Genomic DNA, 18026 nt, shown 5'->3' on the forward strand with positions numbered 1-18026 from the left:
TCATAGAGCTCGGCCTTTGCGGTAAATATTTTCAACTTCCCCTGGTATACTTTCAACCTCTAATCCTCATACACGAGGCAAAACAAAAAAGCGCGATCCCACGATGAAATCTACGCTTAAACAGTTCCTGCATCCTCTATATAAGTTTTCCTCTTCCGATATTCTCCAAGGGTGCCGAGTTCCTGGTTGAGAAGTAACTCCATCTGCTTCAAATCAGGCCTTGTAACAATCGGATCGTCCTCAGACCAGTTCACGATATAGACGAAATAATAGTCTCTTATCATTCGAAAAACGACAAGGGAGTTCGGGAACCGGTCAAAAACAGCCTTAATGTTATATCTTCTAGAATAGCCCCAATCAAGCAATTCCACCGTTCATCCCCCTTTGTTTCTTTTAACTCCCATTATAAAGAACCAAACGTTCGGAATCGTGTGTACTTTTTACTAAATCACATTGCCAGTGTGCTATCAAACGCTTTTTGCGGATACAAGATCTTTTCTTCGGTATACGCTCAGGATGATTCCAAAGATAATGCTGTTAAAGAGGACTGGCATCGTGCCATAGCTGATGAACGGCATCGATACTCCAATGATCGGAAAAAGTCCGATCGTCATTCCAACATTTACTGCAAGTTGAACCGTATAAAGGGAAATTCCGCCGATAATCAATATACGGCCGAACGGGTCCCTGACCTTTACCATCATGAACACCATTCTGACGATTAGCAGCGAAAGGACGAAGACAAGTGCAATCGCAAACAACCAGCCTAAACGCTCAGTTAAACCTACAAAAACAAGATCCGTGAGTGTATTCGGTATATAGGAAATCGCCTCGGACTTCCCGAACCATCCTGCACCAGACATCGACTCTTTTATCCGGAGGTATATGAAGCCTGCTCCCTTCGGATAGTTCTCAGGGTACAAAAACCCCAGTATCCTATCCTTTTGTTCAATCCTTGTCGTATTCCATACTACCAATGCAAAAATAGTAAAAATACTGAATACAGTCCCTGTAAAGATAGCTGCCTTTTTCCTGGTGAAATGGCTGCCCCATAACATCGCCATCACCATGATGAGATAGATTCCTACCACAGGCAGATTACTTAACCTGAGGAGCAAAAACAATGAAACGGCAAACAAAGGAGCTAACATCCATATTTTCAACCGCTCATTTCTAAAAAAGGTCGCCCACGCAAGGAAAAAGAATGGAATCACTATCATATTGCTGGCTGTAAAAGGCCCTAACATCAAGTATGGTACACCGTTTACAGGTATCCCGGTAGACTGAAAAATAAAAATCAAACATATTCCTGCTGCATAGAAAAGCCATCCTAAATTTTTCAGCTTACGATAATCAACGAACATGAGCCCGACCACCACAGCCATACCTGCCAGAACGGAAAAACTTTTGATAAAGGAAACATGCCTGATGTCCATGTATCCAAGTGGAGAATCGCCAAGATATAAAACGAAGATCGGCAGGAATCCCAGTCCCATCACCGTCACTAAGAGGGCAACTAGATACCAGTCAACCCCCGGTCGGTGCAGCTTATTAAACTGCTGTCCCAACGAAATCGGGTTCCCCATCTGCTTAACCGCTTTTTCTTCTGCATCCTCTTCTGAATATCCCTGTTTCACGTAATCTTTTTTTGCTTCATTCAAATGGTAGACAAGCTCGGAAGAAACAAACTTCTTCGCTTCTCTTGATTTAATCTGGGATATAACCTCATCAACGAAAGAACACTTTTTGTCACTCATTTCCGCATCATCCCTCCAACAATTCCTTCAGGACGAAACCTTTCCCGTCTTTCTTTTTCTCCGCCTTCTTCAACATTCTTCTCCCTTTATTGTTTAACAAGTAGACTTTTACGCTTTCGTCTTTCCAGATCGCTTTCAAGTATTCTTTCTGTTCAAGTTTATGAAGCAGTGAATAAAGAAACCCTTCATTTCCTTCGAACTTACGGATGCCTCGGCCCCGGAGAAGTTTGGATAGCTCGAATCCGGTTTTCTCACGGACCAGCAGCTGCATCACGGCCAAAAGTATATCCTCTTCGCTCTCTTCTCTTCTGATCTTCTCATTTATCGCCAGGCGGTGCTCGCCGGTGAATTCGAGCCCTTTAAAGGTATTTTCCTTCATCGATTTTTTTAGCTTCTTTAATCGCTCATCCATCATGTGATCCCTCCAGTCGCTCTTTTAACAGCTGTTTGGCACGGCGGAGCCTTGTTTTCACTGTGTTTTCTTTAACGCCTGTCACTTCAGCGATTTCTCTCAATGAAAGTTCTTCAAAATAAAACAGGTAGACTACCTCTCTATAGTCAACCGAAAGCTCCATTACAGTCTCAGCAAGCTCTCTGTCTTCATCCCGTTGTACAACTGTCTGTTCAGGTGTCACCCGTTCCTGGACCACGATCTCCGTTTCTTCATCTTTTGCAAGCTGCACATTCCGGTAATACCAGCTTTTCAAATAGTCTTTTGTATGATTGATGGCGATCCGCCAGAGCCATGTACGAATTTTCGCATTCTGCTTGTATGTATGCAGCGATTTATAGCACTTGACGAAGATCTCCTGAGTCAGGTCTTCCGCTGTCGCTTTATTTTTCACATATGAAAAAACAAGCTGCAAAATATCCTGGCCGTAACTGCACATTAAGTCATCTATCAATGCTTCTTTCTCTGTCGTATTGCATGCTTCAGCAACAAAATCCTCCATGTCACTCCCCCTCTCCCTTTTCTTTGACGACTCCCCGTATAAAGAAGTTTTTATTTTATTGAAAAAAAACAAAAAAAACGTGCCGGAGCTGTTTCCAGTTTGCACGCCTAAACTATGTATCTTGCTTTTCATTTTTTTAAAGCGAAAACCAGTTGGAAACTATCTTAAGAATTATGAATGAAAACAAACAGGGCAGCACTTATCATCAATGCTAAGATCGAATAAAAAGTTCTTTTTCCAAGCTTGTTAACCAGTTTGGGATCCAGGTTATGACTTGAACCATATTTCGAACCGATCAAAAGTATATTAATGATTGCTGCTGCGCAAACAAGTAAAAGTATAATTTGTACGACGATCAACTATATCACCCTGTGTTTCACTATAGCATGAACAGATACCTTTTATCGAATATATAAAAATCGAGTCATTTCTTTTCATACCATGCAAGCTTCGGCCGTGTGTCCGGATACCCAAACTCAGTGCGGTACCTCTTTCTTTCATCCGTAAAGTGAAACCACTGTTTATCACTTTCAGGATGGCTTGCATGGTGAATCAGGCAGATGACCTGGTCTTCTACACACGGGTCAGTCCAGCATCCAAGCTTACGTTCTAACCGATGAACCAGCTCGGCCCAGTTTTGGTCTATTAATTCTTCCATACTGTAAAACTCCAGATAACGTACTACTTTATCAGCGAATTCATAACCGATCGATGGTACCTGTTGAAAGGATGCAAGACCAATCAAATATCTTGCACGCGCATTTGAAAACCCGGGGATTTTTGCTAAGTCATCTATCTCGAGCAAATGGATATCGGCTAACTTTATTTTAGCATTTCTTAGTTTGTTTCTTTCCTCATCCGTTAAAGGAAGTTTTGGCGATTTCTTTCTTTTCATTTTGATCATCCCCTCCCTTTTTCCAGTATGTCTTCATGCCGTTGCTTCTTAACTTTCCGTTCTTCGGTACCTGTGTCAAAAGGATAATAAGGTTCAAGATGTCGACAGAGGATGCCAATGCATTAAGCAAAATGACAAATTTCAATGTCGGTGTCAGCCATCCTAATCCTCCGAGGAAAAGCGGCAACGCGACAGAAAGAATTATGAACGGAGCGATCGTCACCAATATATATCTTGGTTTAGAAATCTCTTCCTCTGTATAAACAAATCCCCCAAAGATCGTAAGCCCGACAGAAGTACTTTTTGATTTTAAAAAATCAGGGATGAAAACAAGATGCAGCAGTTCATGTATAACAACGAGCAGGAAGATCAAAAATATGGCTCCAATATTGATGGTGAATGTAATCGATTCACTGGAAAAGCCTAACTCTTCTAAAGAAAGAGAAGAGACTGTCATGAGGATTCCTATTGTGATCAAAACAGTAACGCACATGACAGGAATCGAAAGAAATATGGCAGAGGTTATACTTTTTGGCTCCTTTAACTGCCTCCACCCTTTTTCTAGTAAGTTAAGCTGATAATCTTCATTTCCTTCTGGCATTCTGGTTAGCAGTTTGATGGTTGCTCCCTCCTATTCATCCGTTTCCACATCTCCAGCCACGTAGTCTTCAACCTTTTTATAATTATCGCCAAAGGCTTCGGTCACTCCCCACTCTTTCGTATCCGGATAGCTGTTGTTTATATTTTTATCAAGGTCATGGAAGATCCGGTGAATGTATCTTACAGCCATTTTATCCCCCTTAATGACACTATAGAACAAACCTTCCACATTCATCATGTCATAATAGACGCGGGAATCTTCCGTAAATCCGTAGCCGCGCAGCCAGGCAACATCGTCCTGAAATTTAGACCATTCCGGATAATTCGGTCCTTCGATCAGATTATTTAACTCGGTTTCGTCCAATCTTCCATATGCAAAAGTATCGTTTAAATAGTTATGGGAAACCTGAACCAGTTTCTTCGCTTTTTCTTCCTGCCCGTCCCTGTATTTCACTGCATCTTCGTAATCTATCTTTTCCACCCATTTTGCGATCGGACCATCATAAATCTTCTCGGAACTTTCATTACTGTCAGCTTCTTGTTTATCTTCTGGTTCATCCTTTGCTGTTTCCCCTGTTTCTTCTTTCTCGGCAATTTTGCCCTTAGATTCCTGCTCCTTATTATCTGTTGAATCCTCTTCTTTGAGAGAAGGAGAGGAGGATACTTCCTTTGCTTCCTTTTTACCGTTCGGATGCTCATTAGCTGTCATCTGCTTTTTTACATGGTCAATAAGGCTGCCATTTTCTCCAAAAGAAATCCCTGAAGCGATCACAACGAGAACAAGTAGTCCTACAATGACCCGGGAAATGTTCAAAGGACGTCACCTCTTATTCTTTGGTCTCATGTTTCTGGTTTTGTTATTACTATTTCTTTCTTTAAAGCTGATATCCTTCCAAAATTACAAACTGCGAAAACTGACTAACTGCCTTCTATTCATCTAAATTAATCCGTTAAAGAAACATGGTTTAGAAACCTTGAGAAAGAGAAAGCCATATAAAAAAGCAGCCCCAAAAAGGCGGCTGCTTAATTGATGTTATTACCTTTTATCTAAAAAGTGTTTGATACAACAAGAACACGTTTAAAACAATGATAATGACCGCGATAATCCAGGCGATAATGGTTGTTATCTTACGGTTAACGAGTGATTTCATCAAATTTTTATCGCTTGTGAACATGATCAAAGGAACGAGCGCAAACGCGATACCAAAGGAAAGAACGATCTGGCTCATCACCAGTGCTTTCGATGGATTGACCCCCATTATGATAATAGCTAAAGGAGGCACCATCGTTATAAAACGCCTTAGATAGATCGGGATTCTTCTTTTAATGAACCCCTGCATGATCACATCTCCTGATAACGTACCGACCGAAGAACTTGAAAGCCCTGCCGATAACAAACCAACTCCAAACATAACGGCAGCAGTAGAACCGAGCAGGTGATCGAATTGATGGAATGCAACATCAAGGTCTTCAACGAAGAGCCCTTCTTTATTAAACAATGCTGCCGACACGATCAGCATGCTTGCGTTAATAGCACCGGCAATAACCATCGCGATGATGACATCGACTAATTCGAATTTGAAAATCTTTCTTTTCTCTGTTTCGTTCGTTCCGACGATTCTTTTTTGCGTAAGCGCAGAATGCAGATAGATCGCATGTGGCATGACTGTCGCCCCTAACATTCCTGCAGATAACAACACGCTGTCGATACCTTCAAATCTTGGAGTGAATAGCCCTGTCAACATTGGACCTGCTTCAGGCTGGGCATAAAACACCTGGACGCCGAATGCGATAACAACGATAAACACCATTCCGGTGATGATCGCTTCTAACGGGCGAACCCCTCGCCTTTGCAACTCTAATATTGCGAATGATCCTACTGCAGCAATAAGTGCAGCGGTTACCATCGGGATATTAAAGATCAAATACAATCCCAGGGCAGCCCCTATGAACTCTGCCAGGTCGGTAGCCATGACCACCAGTTCAGCCTGAATCCATAAGAAGAAGGACGTTTTTTTAGAAAAACGGTCCCTGCACACTTCCGGAAGGTTTTTCCCGGTTGCGATTCCAAGCTTGGCTGACATCGTTTGAATCAAAACTGCCATCAAGTTGGATGCTAGAATGACCCATAATAACGTATATCCGTAACGGGAGCCAGCCGCGATGTTTGTTGCGTAGTTACCGGGATCAATATAGGCAACTGCCGCAATAAAGGCCGGTCCTAAAAACGGCACTAAACTTTTCATTCCGTGAGTTTCGCCTTTCAATGAGGAGCTCGCACTGTTCTGAAAAGAATGCTGGCGGCTTCCCTTTGAGCGAAAGGCATGTTCTCGACTCATAATTATACCTCCAATATATTCATCATTACTTATTGTAGTAGTTGATTAGAAGTTTTTCCTTTGTGCAACTTTTTTAACTAAGGCTAATTATAATGCTTGTTGGCCGGAATTGTCAATTATTAGCGGTTGATGGATAAAAGTAAAGAAACTCCTTCTACACTTGTAAAAGGAGTTTCTCTCATTCTTATATTCTATTAAGGTATACCGAACTTGATCAGTATTCCATTCTGGCTTCATAGCTTTCTTTTTCAGTACGCTTTTGCTGAACAAGTTTGTAAAGCATCATGATACCAAGAATAAAAAAGCCGCCGATCATATATAAGTTTTGATAACCAATATTGACCACCACAATCCCTATCACGAACGAACCTGACGCGATTCCAGTATCAAACAACGTAAAGAATGTTGCTGTCGCATGTGCACTCCGATGGTTTTCCGCTGACTGAACAGCCAGTGTTTGAAAGCTCGGCACAATCGTTCCGTAGCCAAGTCCGATCAGTGCTCCGGATAGCAGTAGCATCCATGAGGTTTGCGTAAAGCTCAGTGTAATCATACCGATTGAAAAGATAACGAACGCAGGCATGATTACCGAAGCAGGTCCCTTTATATCAAACATTCGTCCGGTAAACGGCCTTGATACAAGGATTGCAACGGCAAATACAACGAAGAAGAAACCTGCCGCATCCATCAGGCCAAGGCTCTTTGCAAAAATGGAAATATACGAAATGATGCTTGAATACGTAAAGGCGAGCAAACTTCCGACAATCGCAATCGGAAAGACGCTGCGTTCAAACAGGTCATCAAATGTAAGTTTTGCTTTTACTTTAGCAGGTTGTGCCTGTGCCGGAACCTTCACGAACAACGACAGTAACACGCCGATTACCATGATGATACCGAACAGAACATATATCGCTTCGAACGAAACATACTGATTAAGCGTTAAAGCGATGAACGGACCGAAGACCATCGCAAGGTTCATGGACATTGCAAAATAGCCAAGGCCTTCTCCGCGGCGTTTATTCGGTACGATATCTGCAGCGATCGCTCCAGCTACCGTCGTAACGATACTGAACCAGACCCCATGGAAGAAGCGCAGTCCCATTAAAAGATAAAAATCATCTGTCCAAACATATAAAAAAGAAGACAATGCAAACAGGGACATTCCGATTAACAGTGCCTTCTTTTTTCCGAGCAAGTCAATGATTTTTCCCGAAAAAGGCCTTACAAATATAGCAGAAAGCAAAAAGATAGTAATAACAAGTCCTGCTTTTGCTTCTGTTTCTTTCAAACCATCTACCACATAGACAGGAAGCAGTGTCAGCAAATCATAAAAGACGACAAAAATAAAAAAGTTGCTAATCGCAATGCTAATAAAATCCCTTGTCCATATCCGGGGTTTGTGAGTGTTAGTCATAGCTGATCCCTTCTTTCTACTTACGAATTAATTTTCTTTAATAGATTGATTAATTGAAGCTGTTCTGTTTCAGTTAGTTTTTCCAGCAACCGCTTTTCGGCTCTCTGGACGTTTTTTTCAATCTCTGGCAAAAGCTCTTTCGCTTTATCCGTTAGCTCCACAAGACGCTCTCTTTTGTCACGCCCATGTTTCCGAACGACCCAGCCGCTTTCTTCGAGGCGCGTTAATGTTCTGGTGACTGTTGGCGCCTCGACATTCAAGTACCGCCAAATATCCGTTTGAATCATCTGCCCGTTCTTCATCAAGCAATATAAAATCGACCACTGTGCGTGATACAATCCATATTCTTTTAAACAGTCGTTGGCTACTTTTGAAGACAATCTGGCAATCTGGTGAACTTCATGAAAGGTTTTGTTAGAATTCATTTTATCGCTCCATTTATTTACCTGGGTAAATATTATACACAAGAGTATAGTTTAGAACACTACAGGCAGTTTGTAAAGGGGGAATGGGGGTATTTGTGGAAGGGGCCGAAGAAATGGGACATAGTTCTAGTCCTTATTAAATCGGATCACTGAATGAAAGCTGAACTCAATGGTTCAGCTTTCATTCTATTTTATCTTTTAACGATGGATGTAAGTAGAAGACAGAGGCTAAGATTGAAATCATCCCGCCAAGAATGATCGTATGATGAGTACCTATTTTATCAGCCGAAATCCCTGCTAAAAAAGCTGCCACCGGCATTAGAGTCCAGGTCATAAACCTGCTCGTCGCTTGCACGCGCCCTAACAGCCTCTCAGGTGTCAGTGTTTGCCGGATCGTTATGATACACGGATTCATCATCGATGCAGCTATTGTCCCCATCATGTTAAACAAAACCAACCATAAAAAGTTTTCCGCAGAGCCGAACAATACAATCGACAGGCCTCCAAACGTTGAAGCAAGAAACAATATTCTCCGATATGAAAATCTCTTCCGCAACTGGTTCGTCACAAGTGCACCTGCTATTGCCCCCACTCCCCCAATGGAAAGCAGCCATCCGATCTGGTTTGACGTAAAGTGAACTGAACTCTTTAAATGAAAGACCATAAGGGTGAGGAAAAGTGTTGTTCCAAACACAGAACCAAGCATGGCTAGATTGGTCATCAAGATCGGTTTCGTATGTATGACAAACTGAAAGCCCTCTTTTATATCTGCAACAAAAGATCTTTTCGGCTGAACAACCTCTTTCTCTTTTAAAGAAATACTTAACACTGCCAGAAACGCAACCAGAAAACTAAAACTGTTTGCTAAAAGCGCGATTCCCGGATTATAAAGGCTTATGATAAGGCCGCCAAGTCCAGGACCTATTAATACTGCAGTGTTAAATATTCCTGTGTCTATTGAATTCACCTCATGCAAATCTTCCCTGCGTACCATGCCGGGCACTGCTGCAAATTGGGAGGTGTGGTAGATTTGGCTAAACAATCCGACTAAAAGGGCACCGATATATAAGAACCATATTTCCAGGAGATCTACCATAAACAGTGCCCCGATCAGCCCTACCAGGAAGCATCTCCCTAAGTCACATACTAAAAGCAAGTGCTTTCTATTAAATCGATCAGATAGAATGCCAGTCAGGGGCTGCAGTAAAACTGGAAGACGCTCAAGCGCAGCAACAATCCCCATATTTACAGGAGAACCGGTCATTGCCAGGACCATCAGAGGAATAGCAATCAAATAGATTTGGTCGCCTAAAAAGGAAATGAGATTTCCTCCGAGAAACCGGAAAACTGGATAATTCTGTTTGAGCGCTGGATACTCGTTATGTTCCTTCACCTTCAATGCTGCATCTGCCACTATCTTTCCTCCTTCATTGTTTGGATAAGTATTGCTCCAATTCTTCTGGCAACGATGCAATCGAATGTTGCTTTAAGGAGTACTTCGCATTTTTGGACTCTACGATCCTTGCAGAACGGAGAATTTTCAAATGATGATGGACAGTTGATTTTCCCAGCTCCAGTTTCCCTGTCATCTCTTGCAAGGAATAACTTTTTTCAGAGAGTAATTTTACGATTTTAAGCCTCGCTTCATCTCCAAGAGCTTTATATTTCTGCACTAAAAAGTAATTGGGCGTATATCTGTCACCAGGACTGATACTTTCGTTTGCCACTGGATAATAGAATACCTTTGTTCCTTCCACATCGGCTTCCACATTCCAGGGACGGTAAATATAATGCGGTATTAACAGCACATTGTGTACACTCGGTTCAGGCAAATAAGTGATGCCGCCTGTTGCCCACTCTACAAATTCTTCAGGACCCATTTTCCCTTTCATCTTCTGTTTTGCTTCCGTATCGTTTTCTAAATAAGATAACAGGGCATCTGCATTCGGTTCGATAAACTCTTTATACCATGCAGTCATAACAGCGATAAGGTGATTCTTTAACTTTCCTGGATCAATTTTGCAAATAAATTCAATGTACTCCGGGAAGAAAGGATTTTCTTTCAACTGGTGTTTCAGCTTATTGACGGCATCTGTGTCTCCGCTGGCAGCCTTTTTTCTTGTTTCCTGGAACATGGAGCCTGAGTAAGGAATACAAATAAATTTCAATTCATTTTCCGGTAAATGTGTTATGTATGAAACAAAGGATTGTAACTCCGTACAATCGTGTTCGTGAAGAAGTTGGAGCAAAGCTTTCCACGTATTGTTTTTCTCCACAAACTCCAGTTGCTCCAGCAGCTCCGTTGAGAAAGAAACCTTCGCCTCCTTCCAGAAGCTTGCAGGCTTCTCAAGTGTCTCTAACAACCGGGAGTTTGTGATCGCAGCGATACCTAACGCGCATTCCCACAATAAAGAATGTTTGACCTCCACATTGTAGGTTTCTCTTTTTCTTCCTGTAGAACGAAATACATCCATACTTTTTCCTCATCTCTTTTTGGTGTTATGAACTTATATTCGATAAAGTTAGAATGTATCCTTCTATAAATTTAGAATAAATAAAATCCCATTAAAAAAAGACCCTTTAAATCGGGCCAGTGTTTTGCATTTTTCGCTTGAGCCATTTTTCAAGCTACTTATGGTCTTTATCAGTGATCACTCGATCCAGCTTTTCCTCGATGCGGGCTAATCGGCTCTTATTTCTAGCGTTCTTCACAAATATCCAGATGACAACGACAGCAATACTAATTAATGTAACAAACGATATTAACTGGAAAATAATATCACCTGTATTAATCGATGCATACAACATTGCTGCTCCTCCAATCGCCAGTACAATTTTTATCGAAGTGGATTATTTTCTCCACCGCTGCTGTAATATCCTTTTTCATCAAGCGACTCTTTGTCACGTTCTTCTTACATGTATTACGGAACTAAAGTTAAAAGTTTCAGAATAATGATAGATACAGACCCGGCTCCCTGCATTAAGTGTGATCCATTTGTCATACTCACCGATTCGTCGTATCCTAAAATAAAAAAACATCGATGGAAGCAATAATTGACAGGAGGGAAATTATCTAATGGCAATTGTACTGCAACGTATTTATGGTGAAAAAACTCAGGCTGAAGGCTACCGGATCTTAATCGATCGGTTATGGCCACGCGGAATTTCAAAGCAAAATGCGAACCTTGATGAATGGGCAAAAGAGATCGCTCCAAGCACCACTTTAAGGAAAAGGTATAATAATAAACCAGAAGAATTTGATGCATTTAAGCAAGCCTACAAAGCTGAAATTTATGAAGATCCTGAAAAGCTGGCCAGGCTCAACGCATTAAAAGACCTGGCAAAGAATGAACGGATCATCCTTCTCTATGGTTCAAAAGACGAGCGATATAACCACGCGATAGTGCTTAAAGAAATGTTGGAGGAAAATTAAGTCGATGCTGGGCTGATATTGCTCTCCCACCAGATCAGTCACAAGCTTTCAAAAAGGAGATAAATACCTGTAAAGAACAAAAGGACATATGTAAATACACGAAACATCGACTGGCTTATTTTTTGAAATAACACTTGACCCAAAAAGAGGCCGATACCTACGGCGGGCATTGCCAGTAAGCCCCATTTCCAAACGGTTACACTAGTGCCTGCCACAAGTGACTGGATCAGAAGGCTTACAAAATAGATAAATAAGTAAAATGCAAGCGTTGTTGCACGAAGCTTTTCTTTTCTAGTATCTGTACCTGAAAAATAAAGCAACAGAGGCGGACCCGGCATCCCGATACTTGTCGTTAAAGCACCTGACAGGCCGCCTGCAACTAAGTCTCGTTTCTTTGTCTGTTGGATACGAAATTTCATGATAAGCAAAAACGTTAACAAAATGATGGTGATGCTCACCGATATCTTCAAAAGATCCATGTTAAATAAAGTAAACACCAGTATTCCAACAGGCAGTCCAGGAATGCTTCCCACCATAAACCTTTTCACAATGCCAAAATCGATGTCTTTCCTGATTTTCAAAATGAGGGAAAGAGATATGACAAGCGACAAAACCAAATTGATTTGAATCGCTTCTTTCGGTTGGAACAACAACAATAAAAAGGGTGTTGCCATGATTGAAAACCCAAAGCCAGTACTGGTTTGCAAAATGGCCGCAATTAAAATAATCACAATAAAAATTACGAACGTATTCAAACGGCACCCTCCTTTGACAGCCTTCCAAAAAGATGCCATTTCGCTTCGATCCAGAGGCCTATTTCGAAAATGAGTGCAACGAATACAATCCAGGCCCATATCGCTAAAAAGCTTCCATGAAAGTCATACATGGCATTCATGTAATATGTGTTCTTATGCATCGCGATTGTAAAGGCATAAAACATTCCAAAGGTAAAGTTCCTCGACCACTGGCTAACGTGATACGTGAAGATCCCATTTTTCCAGCCGAATCGCCGGACTCGCTTGATCGCTCTTGAAATTTCTAACGCCTCAATAATAATTAACAACGCGAATACGATGAGCCAGAAAATCATCATCAATAAAGCAGACATCATGTGGGAAGATACGATCGCAAGCCCGGTGATCGATAGGGCCCCATGGATGATACAATTAGTATTTGTCCAATCCTCGGCGAGTGACCATTGCTTTTTCTTGCCGTACCGGATCATAATCAACCAAACTCCACACAGATAAAATATAAAACCGATTGACATAGCAAAAATCAATAATACTTTTGTAAGAGAAGGAAACATTTCGACCCAAAGAATAACAAGCGATTGGGTCGCAACTGTTGATAGCAATACCGCTCCATGTGTCGAATAGCGGGTAGGATGCTTCCACAACTGTTTAAAGTTATTCACACAGCTTACAAGGAATAAGACATAAAGAACTGTATCCAAAAATGCAACTGCGAGTAAAACCGGACTTAATCCAGGAAAATATTTTCCAACCACATTACATAAGACTGAGATTCCAGCGATCCAGGTTCCCATCACGAAGGAGTTAACTGGATTATTTATGAAAGGAACAAAAAAGTGCTTTTTAAACACCTGACGTGCAAGCGACTTAAAGATGACTACACCTAATACCGCGAGCATAACCGTAAGAACTTCTCCCATTATTTGATCAAATAAAGGAAAAGCCTCGATTGCAGCATATAAAAATATCCCGAGTGCCATGATGATTGCTCCCGAGGAAGGATGGATCACCTGTTCTTTATCTTCTGAGCTCATTGCATTTCACCTGTCTTAATTATTTTCTACTAAACTATTGTACGACTTTTTTGTAGTTCCCACAAAACTTCTTCTCCTTACACAAAAAAGAGTATGCCTCTTTTAATAGGGCACACCCAGATGGTTTTATTTTTGATGCTTTTCAGTTAAACGCTGAATGATAGTCGCCAACAATAACGTTCGTTCAACAAGGGAGGGTATTTCCAGATATTCCTTGTCACTGTGCGCATTACCGCCAACAGGACCAAGTCCGTCGATCGTTGCGATACCGAGTGCGGATGTGAAGGATGCATCTGATCCTCCGCCAGTCGCGGTATCTTCAATCTCCACTCCGATCTCGCCTGCGACATCCTGGATAATTCGAAGCAGGGCACGGGTCTTCCTGTTTTTTTCCATCGGAGGGCGATTCATCTCGCCTTCCAGCAAAATTTTCGTTCCGGAAACTTCTGAAGAAGAGCATATTTCCTCCAGTTTTTCTTCTACGAGCTCAGCCTGTTCGAGTTCAGCGATCCGGATATCGATCTGCGCTTCCGCATGGTCAGAAACCGTATTTGCGGATGAACCTCCTTCGATCACTCCCACGTTAACATTGATGCCTTTTTCATGGTCTGACAGTTCATGAAGCTGAATGATTTTATATGCCAGTTGCTCGATAGCACTTCTGCCTTTTTCCGGTTCGATGCCTGAGTGCGCCGCTCTTCCTTCTATTATTAATGTATAATTCCCTTTCCCGCGTCTTGCTGTAACGAGCGAGCCATCTTTTCTGGCAGGCTCCATTACGAGGGCATACTTTCTTCCTGCTGCCTCTTTTTCAATAAAAGATCGGGAAGTCAATGAACCTACTTCTTCATCGCTGTTTAGCACGATCCGAATATTTTTATAAGCTGTGCACCCATTTTCGATCAAAGCTTTCACAGCATACAGCAACGCTACCTGGCTTGCCTTCATATCGATCACGCCAGGTCCAAATGCCCGGTTTCCTTCTATTCGAAACGGCCGTTCTGCTACTGTTCCCTCTGGAAATACAGTATCCATATGAGCGAGGATGATAATTTCAGGATCAACCGCATCTTTATGCTGCATGATAAGATGGTCCCCGAACTCCTCCTGCTCAATTTTATTAACCTCGAATCCAAGCTCTTTATAACTTGTTTCAAGAAGCCTGCCGATTCGATCAACGCCGTCTTTGTAATGGGATCCGCTGTCAATGTTAACAAGCTCTTCCAACAGTAACAGCATCTCAGATTCATGCTGTATTAAAAATGATTCCATGTTGCTCTTTCCTACTTTCTAACAGATGAAGTATATTATATAGATTTTACCAGAAATTTAAAGAAAGGGAAGATAGGAGGAGGTTTATTTATTATATTGCCAAAAAGGAATTTTCAGCCCTTGCGACTAAACATTTTTTTCCTGAAGCAAAAAGGGAACAAGCAGGAAACGTTTTTACTCTGTAGTCCTGGCTTTCTTCTTTTCAAGGAGAAACTGGAGAAATTTACAACTGGCCGAAGCGTATACCAGGACCAATCCCAAAATCAAAAGAAAAGACATCACGATCGTAAAGCCCGTTATCGTAATGACGCCACCTGCAATAAATGCATTAGCCGGAGACTTCCAGCAGAAATACACCATCACAATACTTAATAGCGTTAAGAGAATGATTTGTAAAAAGGTCTCCATCTAAACACCCCTTGTTATTTTTAAAAGCAGGTTAGTCGTTTTTGTATATCAGTTCCTGTACTGCACCATCGATAGCCGGATTAAAATCATCCAGGTTTCTGTCGTATTGATAGATGATTAAAATGTTTTTAACTGAATAGATTTCAAATGAGGCCAGATCCATCGATGCCGTTTTTCGCCTGAACTGCTTTTCCGCGTACTTCCCGCTCCAGTTTGCTGGCAATACGTATACATAAAGCTGGTCTTCTTCTGAAATTATCAAGACATCCGGACGAGTAAACTGGAGTCTCATATTGAACACACTGTTTTCATTGGCATCCGTTTTTTCATAAGGAATATCTTTTTCTTCGAGCTCGTTGGTTATGGAATTTAGCGTCAATTCTCCTTCAAACTGAATGACTCCAATTACAACCCCGCCGATCAAAACAATGCTGAGCAGGATTCTCATCGGCTTTTCTTGTTTAATAGTTTCACTAAAATAATTAATAGACCAACCCCTGACACCAGCGGCAAAAAGCTAGTTAAAGCAAGTGATGCTGCTCCCATCGTGAACACTCCATTCTTTTATCGCCCTTCCATTTTCCATCTATATCCATTTTAACACAGGCAGGCTTTGTAATGCGTTATAGCAAATGTGCTGGAACTACAATAAGCCCACGAAACTCCGAAGTCACTTTCTGAACCTCCGAAATTCCCCTCTGAACTCCGAAAACAACGCCTCTCATCCATTTATCCTTTCACACCAAAAAGAGAACTGCTCAATTCGCAGTTCTCCATTTAACCTATTCTCAATTCCTTATTCGTCGTAACTTTCCTCCAGCTCATCGATCAATTTGCCAACATGGGCTACTGCCTCTCGGATCGGATCAGGCTTAGACATGTCTACACCTGCTTTTTTAATCAGTTCGAGCGGTTCCATCGTTCCGCCGGCTTTCAACACATCGAGCCAGCGTTCTACCGCAGGTTTTCCTTCATCCAGTATATCCCGGGAAACAAGCGTGGAAACCGTCAATCCAGCCGAATAGGTGTATGGATATAATCCCATATAATAGTGCGGCTGATGCATCCATACAAGGCTTGCACCTTCGTCGATCTCAACGGAGTCACCCCAGAATTTGTTGAGTGCTTCCGCTTTTTGCTCGGACAATACGCTTGCAGTCAACGGCTCGCCGTTTTCAACCATATTATATACTCGACGCTGAAATTCCCCTTCCAGCAAGTGGGTCACAAAGTTGTGATAGTACGTTCCCAATAGCTGAAGGATTACCCATCGTCTTGTCCGTTTATCTTTTGTGTTTGACAGCAAGTGGTTGCCAAGCAGCATCTCGTTCATTGTCGACGGCGCTTCGATAAAGTATCTGGACGGCCTGGTGTTTGTCATCCGCTGATTTTTTCCGGCAAAATAGAAGTGTCCGGCATGCCCGAGCTCATGGGCAAGCGTGAACGCACCTCTCATCGTATCCGGCCAGGTCATCATCACGTATGGATGTGCACCGTAAGGGCTTGAACAGAACGCTCCCGTTGACTTCCCGACGTTGTCTGCATAGTCGACCCATCTTTCGGATAGCGCTGTCTTTATCATATCCATGTAATCGGATCCCATTATTTCCAATGCTTCCTGAACTGTTTCTGCCGCTTCCTCGTAACTCGTTTCAAGCTTAAAATCAGGATCCAGCGGCGCTTTCAGGTCTGCATACGTCATACTGTCTAATCCCAGGACACGCTTTTTCAGGTCAGCGTATCGCCTCATGTGCGGCGCCAACTCCTCCTGGATAACATCCAGCTGGTTATGGTACATCTCCTTTGTCACCTGCTGTTCTTGCAGCAGCATATCTTCCGCAGATTCATAGTTTCTTAACCGTGCAGTAGTCACCTCATGATTGACTTGCGTTGCATAGGTCGCAGCAAATGTATGCTTATACTGTTTCAGCGTTTTGTTAAAAGATTCATAGCTGTTTCTGCGTACTTCTTTAGAAGGGGAAGAAATGTACTTACCGGCATATAACGCAAAGGAAAGCGGTATTTCGTTTCCTTCTTTATCAATAAACGGATCGAATTGCATGTCTGACAGCTTTCCGCGATTGTAGATCGTGTAAGGCGCGCTAAAAAGGGAACCCAGTGCTGCGAGGGTCTCCTCTGTTTCCTCTGATAGGGCATGAGGCTTCTTATCCTGCAAATCTTTTAAAAACTTTTTAAAAGGCTGCAAACCTTCTTCTTCCTCGATAAACTTGTCGATCGTATCTTTTGGAAGACCGATAATTTCCGTTTCCACAAAGGAAAGTTCAGCATTAACAGATGATTGAGCCTCTGAAACTCTTGATGCATCTTTCTGCCTCGTCGTATCTGTGTTATCGACCGACAGGCGCAAATTTGCATACATAGAAACCAGGTTGAATCGTTCCAACAATTTCTCCTTCGCTTCCAAACATTCCAACAGCTCTTTAGCACTGTTCCCAAGGTCCCCCTTGAACTTTGTCACATTGGGAAGGTCCTCTCTGACTGCCTTCAGTTCTTTTTCCCAGTCTTCTCTTGTTTTGAATAAATCCGTTAAATCCCATTTTTGCTCTTTGGGTACGTCCTGCCGTTTCATCCGGTCATTTGGTTTGTTCGCCATTTACAGCCCTCCATTCTATTGTTAAAACTGCACTTCTAAATCCTGTCCCTGCTAATCTTTCTATTTAATCTCTTTTAAATCCTTCCATAAGTGTGGCCACATAAGAGCTATACCACAACCCAATACC

22 protein-coding genes are annotated in these 18026 nt (G+C 42.0%); 2 read left to right on the forward strand and 20 right to left on the reverse strand.

The window, feature by feature from the left end; translation table 11 throughout:
- Window positions 1–116: 116 nt before the first annotated feature.
- The 7 genes from FCL54_RS11675 to FCL54_RS24405 form a co-directional block, all read right to left on the reverse strand.
- Entirely contained in the window at window positions 117–371 is a 255-nt protein-coding gene (locus tag FCL54_RS11675) for a hypothetical protein (RefSeq protein ID WP_138126599.1), read from the reverse strand.
- Window positions 372–467: 96 nt separating this feature from the next.
- Window positions 468–1757, reverse strand: coding sequence for an FtsW/RodA/SpoVE family cell cycle protein (locus FCL54_RS11680; protein ID WP_138126601.1), 1290 nt, complete (start codon window positions 1755–1757; stop codon window positions 468–470).
- A gap of 7 nt (window positions 1758–1764) precedes the next feature.
- Window positions 1765–2169, reverse strand: a complete 405-nt coding sequence (locus FCL54_RS11685) for a PadR family transcriptional regulator (RefSeq protein WP_138126603.1) — start codon at window positions 2167–2169, stop codon at window positions 1765–1767.
- Window positions 2162–2710 carry a sigma-70 family RNA polymerase sigma factor gene (locus tag FCL54_RS11690; protein ID WP_138126605.1) on the reverse strand — a complete coding sequence of 183 codons (549 nt, stop codon included), beginning with the start codon at window positions 2708–2710 and terminating at the stop codon, window positions 2162–2164. Before FCL54_RS11690 ends, FCL54_RS11685 begins: the two co-directional genes overlap by 8 nt.
- A 164-nt stretch (window positions 2711–2874) precedes the next feature.
- Complete coding sequence (locus FCL54_RS11695) at window positions 2875–3069, reverse strand: hypothetical protein (RefSeq protein WP_138126607.1); 195 nt, start codon at window positions 3067–3069, stop codon at window positions 2875–2877.
- 65 nt (window positions 3070–3134) lie between these two features.
- A complete protein-coding gene (locus FCL54_RS11700) occupies window positions 3135–3605 on the reverse strand; it encodes a helix-hairpin-helix domain-containing protein (protein ID WP_138126609.1) in 471 nt (156 codons plus the stop codon).
- A complete protein-coding gene (locus FCL54_RS24405; protein WP_246055223.1) occupies window positions 3565–3978 on the reverse strand; it encodes a DUF3267 domain-containing protein in 414 nt (137 codons plus the stop codon). Before FCL54_RS24405 ends, FCL54_RS11700 begins: the two co-directional genes overlap by 41 nt.
- 4 nt (window positions 3979–3982) lie before the next feature.
- On the opposite strand from FCL54_RS24405, the gene FCL54_RS24410 reads away from it, so the two are divergent.
- Complete coding sequence (locus FCL54_RS24410; protein ID WP_246055224.1) at window positions 3983–4183, forward strand: hypothetical protein; 201 nt, start codon at window positions 3983–3985, stop codon at window positions 4181–4183.
- Window positions 4184–4236: 53 nt separating this feature from the next.
- On the opposite strand, the gene FCL54_RS11710 is transcribed toward FCL54_RS24410, so the two are convergent.
- The 7 genes from FCL54_RS11710 to FCL54_RS11740 form a co-directional block, all read right to left on the reverse strand.
- Entirely contained in the window at window positions 4237–5019 is a 783-nt protein-coding gene (locus FCL54_RS11710) for a hypothetical protein (protein WP_138126612.1), read from the reverse strand.
- Between the two features lie 229 nt (window positions 5020–5248).
- On the reverse strand, window positions 5249–6544 hold the full coding sequence (locus tag FCL54_RS11715) for an Nramp family divalent metal transporter (RefSeq protein WP_138126614.1): 1296 nt from the start codon (window positions 6542–6544) through the stop codon (window positions 5249–5251).
- Window positions 6545–6758: 214 nt separating this feature from the next.
- A complete protein-coding gene (locus FCL54_RS11720) occupies window positions 6759–7958 on the reverse strand; it encodes an MFS transporter (protein ID WP_138126616.1) in 1200 nt (399 codons plus the stop codon).
- Between the two features lie 20 nt (window positions 7959–7978).
- Entirely contained in the window at window positions 7979–8383 is a 405-nt protein-coding gene (locus FCL54_RS11725) for a MarR family winged helix-turn-helix transcriptional regulator (RefSeq protein WP_138126618.1), read from the reverse strand.
- A 181-nt stretch (window positions 8384–8564) separates the two neighbouring features.
- A complete protein-coding gene (locus FCL54_RS11730) occupies window positions 8565–9797 on the reverse strand; it encodes an MFS transporter (RefSeq protein ID WP_138126620.1) in 1233 nt (410 codons plus the stop codon).
- 13 nt (window positions 9798–9810) lie between these two features.
- A complete protein-coding gene (locus FCL54_RS11735) occupies window positions 9811–10857 on the reverse strand; it encodes an ArsR/SmtB family transcription factor (protein ID WP_138126622.1) in 1047 nt (348 codons plus the stop codon).
- 154 nt (window positions 10858–11011) lie between these two features.
- Window positions 11012–11191, reverse strand: a complete 180-nt coding sequence (locus FCL54_RS11740) for a hypothetical protein (protein ID WP_138126624.1) — start codon at window positions 11189–11191, stop codon at window positions 11012–11014.
- Between the two features lie 268 nt (window positions 11192–11459).
- Here FCL54_RS11740 and FCL54_RS11745 point away from each other — a divergent pair, with 268 nt between their 5' ends.
- The gene (locus FCL54_RS11745) at window positions 11460–11816 is read left to right on the forward strand and encodes a DUF488 domain-containing protein (RefSeq protein WP_138126626.1); all 357 of its coding nucleotides are present in this window, start codon (window positions 11460–11462) and stop codon (window positions 11814–11816) included.
- 38 nt (window positions 11817–11854) lie between these two features.
- Here the strand turns inward: FCL54_RS11745 and FCL54_RS11750 are convergent, their stop codons facing one another.
- The 6 genes from FCL54_RS11750 to pepF all read right to left on the reverse strand — a co-directional run bounded on the left by FCL54_RS11750 (window position 11855) and on the right by pepF (window position 17899).
- Window positions 11855–12571: a sulfite exporter TauE/SafE family protein gene (locus FCL54_RS11750; protein ID WP_138126628.1), complete on the reverse strand. Its 717-nt coding sequence runs from the start codon at window positions 12569–12571 to the stop codon at window positions 11855–11857.
- Window positions 12568–13605 (reverse strand): TDT family transporter, encoded by a 1038-nt coding sequence (locus FCL54_RS11755; protein WP_138126630.1) that lies wholly within the window; start codon window positions 13603–13605, stop codon window positions 12568–12570. The genes FCL54_RS11750 and FCL54_RS11755 overlap by 4 nt, the downstream gene beginning before the upstream one ends.
- A gap of 126 nt (window positions 13606–13731) precedes the next feature.
- Window positions 13732–14877 (reverse strand): M20 family metallopeptidase, encoded by a 1146-nt coding sequence (locus FCL54_RS11760; protein ID WP_138126632.1) that lies wholly within the window; start codon window positions 14875–14877, stop codon window positions 13732–13734.
- A 174-nt stretch (window positions 14878–15051) separates the two neighbouring features.
- On the reverse strand, window positions 15052–15285 hold the full coding sequence (locus FCL54_RS11765; RefSeq protein ID WP_138126634.1) for a hypothetical protein: 234 nt from the start codon (window positions 15283–15285) through the stop codon (window positions 15052–15054).
- Window positions 15286–15316: 31 nt separating this feature from the next.
- A complete protein-coding gene (locus tag FCL54_RS11770; RefSeq protein WP_138126636.1) occupies window positions 15317–15733 on the reverse strand; it encodes a hypothetical protein in 417 nt (138 codons plus the stop codon).
- Between the two features lie 348 nt (window positions 15734–16081).
- Window positions 16082–17899, reverse strand: coding sequence for an oligoendopeptidase F (gene pepF / locus FCL54_RS11775; protein WP_138126638.1), 1818 nt, complete (start codon window positions 17897–17899; stop codon window positions 16082–16084).
- Window positions 17900–18026: the final 127 nt, after the last annotated feature.

Origin of the sequence: Exobacillus caeni, from assembly GCF_005747095.1 — a bacterium.
Taxonomy (GTDB): domain Bacteria; phylum Bacillota; class Bacilli; order Bacillales; family Guptibacillaceae; genus Exobacillus; species Exobacillus caeni.

Excerpts from the sequence above, each read along its gene's own strand:
- FCL54_RS11680 (WP_138126601.1), bottom strand. The coding sequence starts at position 1,757 with ATGAGTGACAAAAAGTGTTCTTTCGTTGATGAGGTTATATCCCAGATT.
- FCL54_RS11685 (WP_138126603.1), bottom strand. The coding sequence starts at position 2,169 with ATGGATGAGCGATTAAAGAAGCTAAAAAAATCGATGAAGGAAAATACC.
- FCL54_RS11690 (WP_138126605.1), bottom strand. The coding sequence starts at position 2,710 with ATGGAGGATTTTGTTGCTGAAGCATGCAATACGACAGAGAAAGAAGCA.
- FCL54_RS11700 (WP_138126609.1), bottom strand. The coding sequence starts at position 3,605 with ATGAAAAGAAAGAAATCGCCAAAACTTCCTTTAACGGATGAGGAAAGA.
- FCL54_RS24410 (WP_246055224.1), top strand. The coding sequence starts at position 3,983 with ATGGCTCCAATATTGATGGTGAATGTAATCGATTCACTGGAAAAGCCT.
- FCL54_RS11715 (WP_138126614.1), bottom strand. The coding sequence starts at position 6,544 with ATGAGTCGAGAACATGCCTTTCGCTCAAAGGGAAGCCGCCAGCATTCT.
- FCL54_RS11720 (WP_138126616.1), bottom strand. The coding sequence starts at position 7,958 with ATGACTAACACTCACAAACCCCGGATATGGACAAGGGATTTTATTAGC.
- FCL54_RS11725 (WP_138126618.1), bottom strand. The coding sequence starts at position 8,383 with ATGAATTCTAACAAAACCTTTCATGAAGTTCACCAGATTGCCAGATTG.
- FCL54_RS11735 (WP_138126622.1), bottom strand. The coding sequence starts at position 10,857 with ATGGATGTATTTCGTTCTACAGGAAGAAAAAGAGAAACCTACAATGTG.
- FCL54_RS11740 (WP_138126624.1), bottom strand. The coding sequence starts at position 11,191 with ATGTTGTATGCATCGATTAATACAGGTGATATTATTTTCCAGTTAATA.
- FCL54_RS11745 (WP_138126626.1), top strand. The coding sequence starts at position 11,460 with ATGGCAATTGTACTGCAACGTATTTATGGTGAAAAAACTCAGGCTGAA.
- FCL54_RS11755 (WP_138126630.1), bottom strand. The coding sequence starts at position 13,605 with ATGAGCTCAGAAGATAAAGAACAGGTGATCCATCCTTCCTCGGGAGCA.
- FCL54_RS11760 (WP_138126632.1), bottom strand. The coding sequence starts at position 14,877 with ATGGAATCATTTTTAATACAGCATGAATCTGAGATGCTGTTACTGTTG.
- FCL54_RS11765 (WP_138126634.1), bottom strand. The coding sequence starts at position 15,285 with ATGGAGACCTTTTTACAAATCATTCTCTTAACGCTATTAAGTATTGTG.
- FCL54_RS11770 (WP_138126636.1), bottom strand. The coding sequence starts at position 15,733 with ATGAGAATCCTGCTCAGCATTGTTTTGATCGGCGGGGTTGTAATTGGA.
- pepF (WP_138126638.1), bottom strand. The coding sequence starts at position 17,899 with ATGGCGAACAAACCAAATGACCGGATGAAACGGCAGGACGTACCCAAA.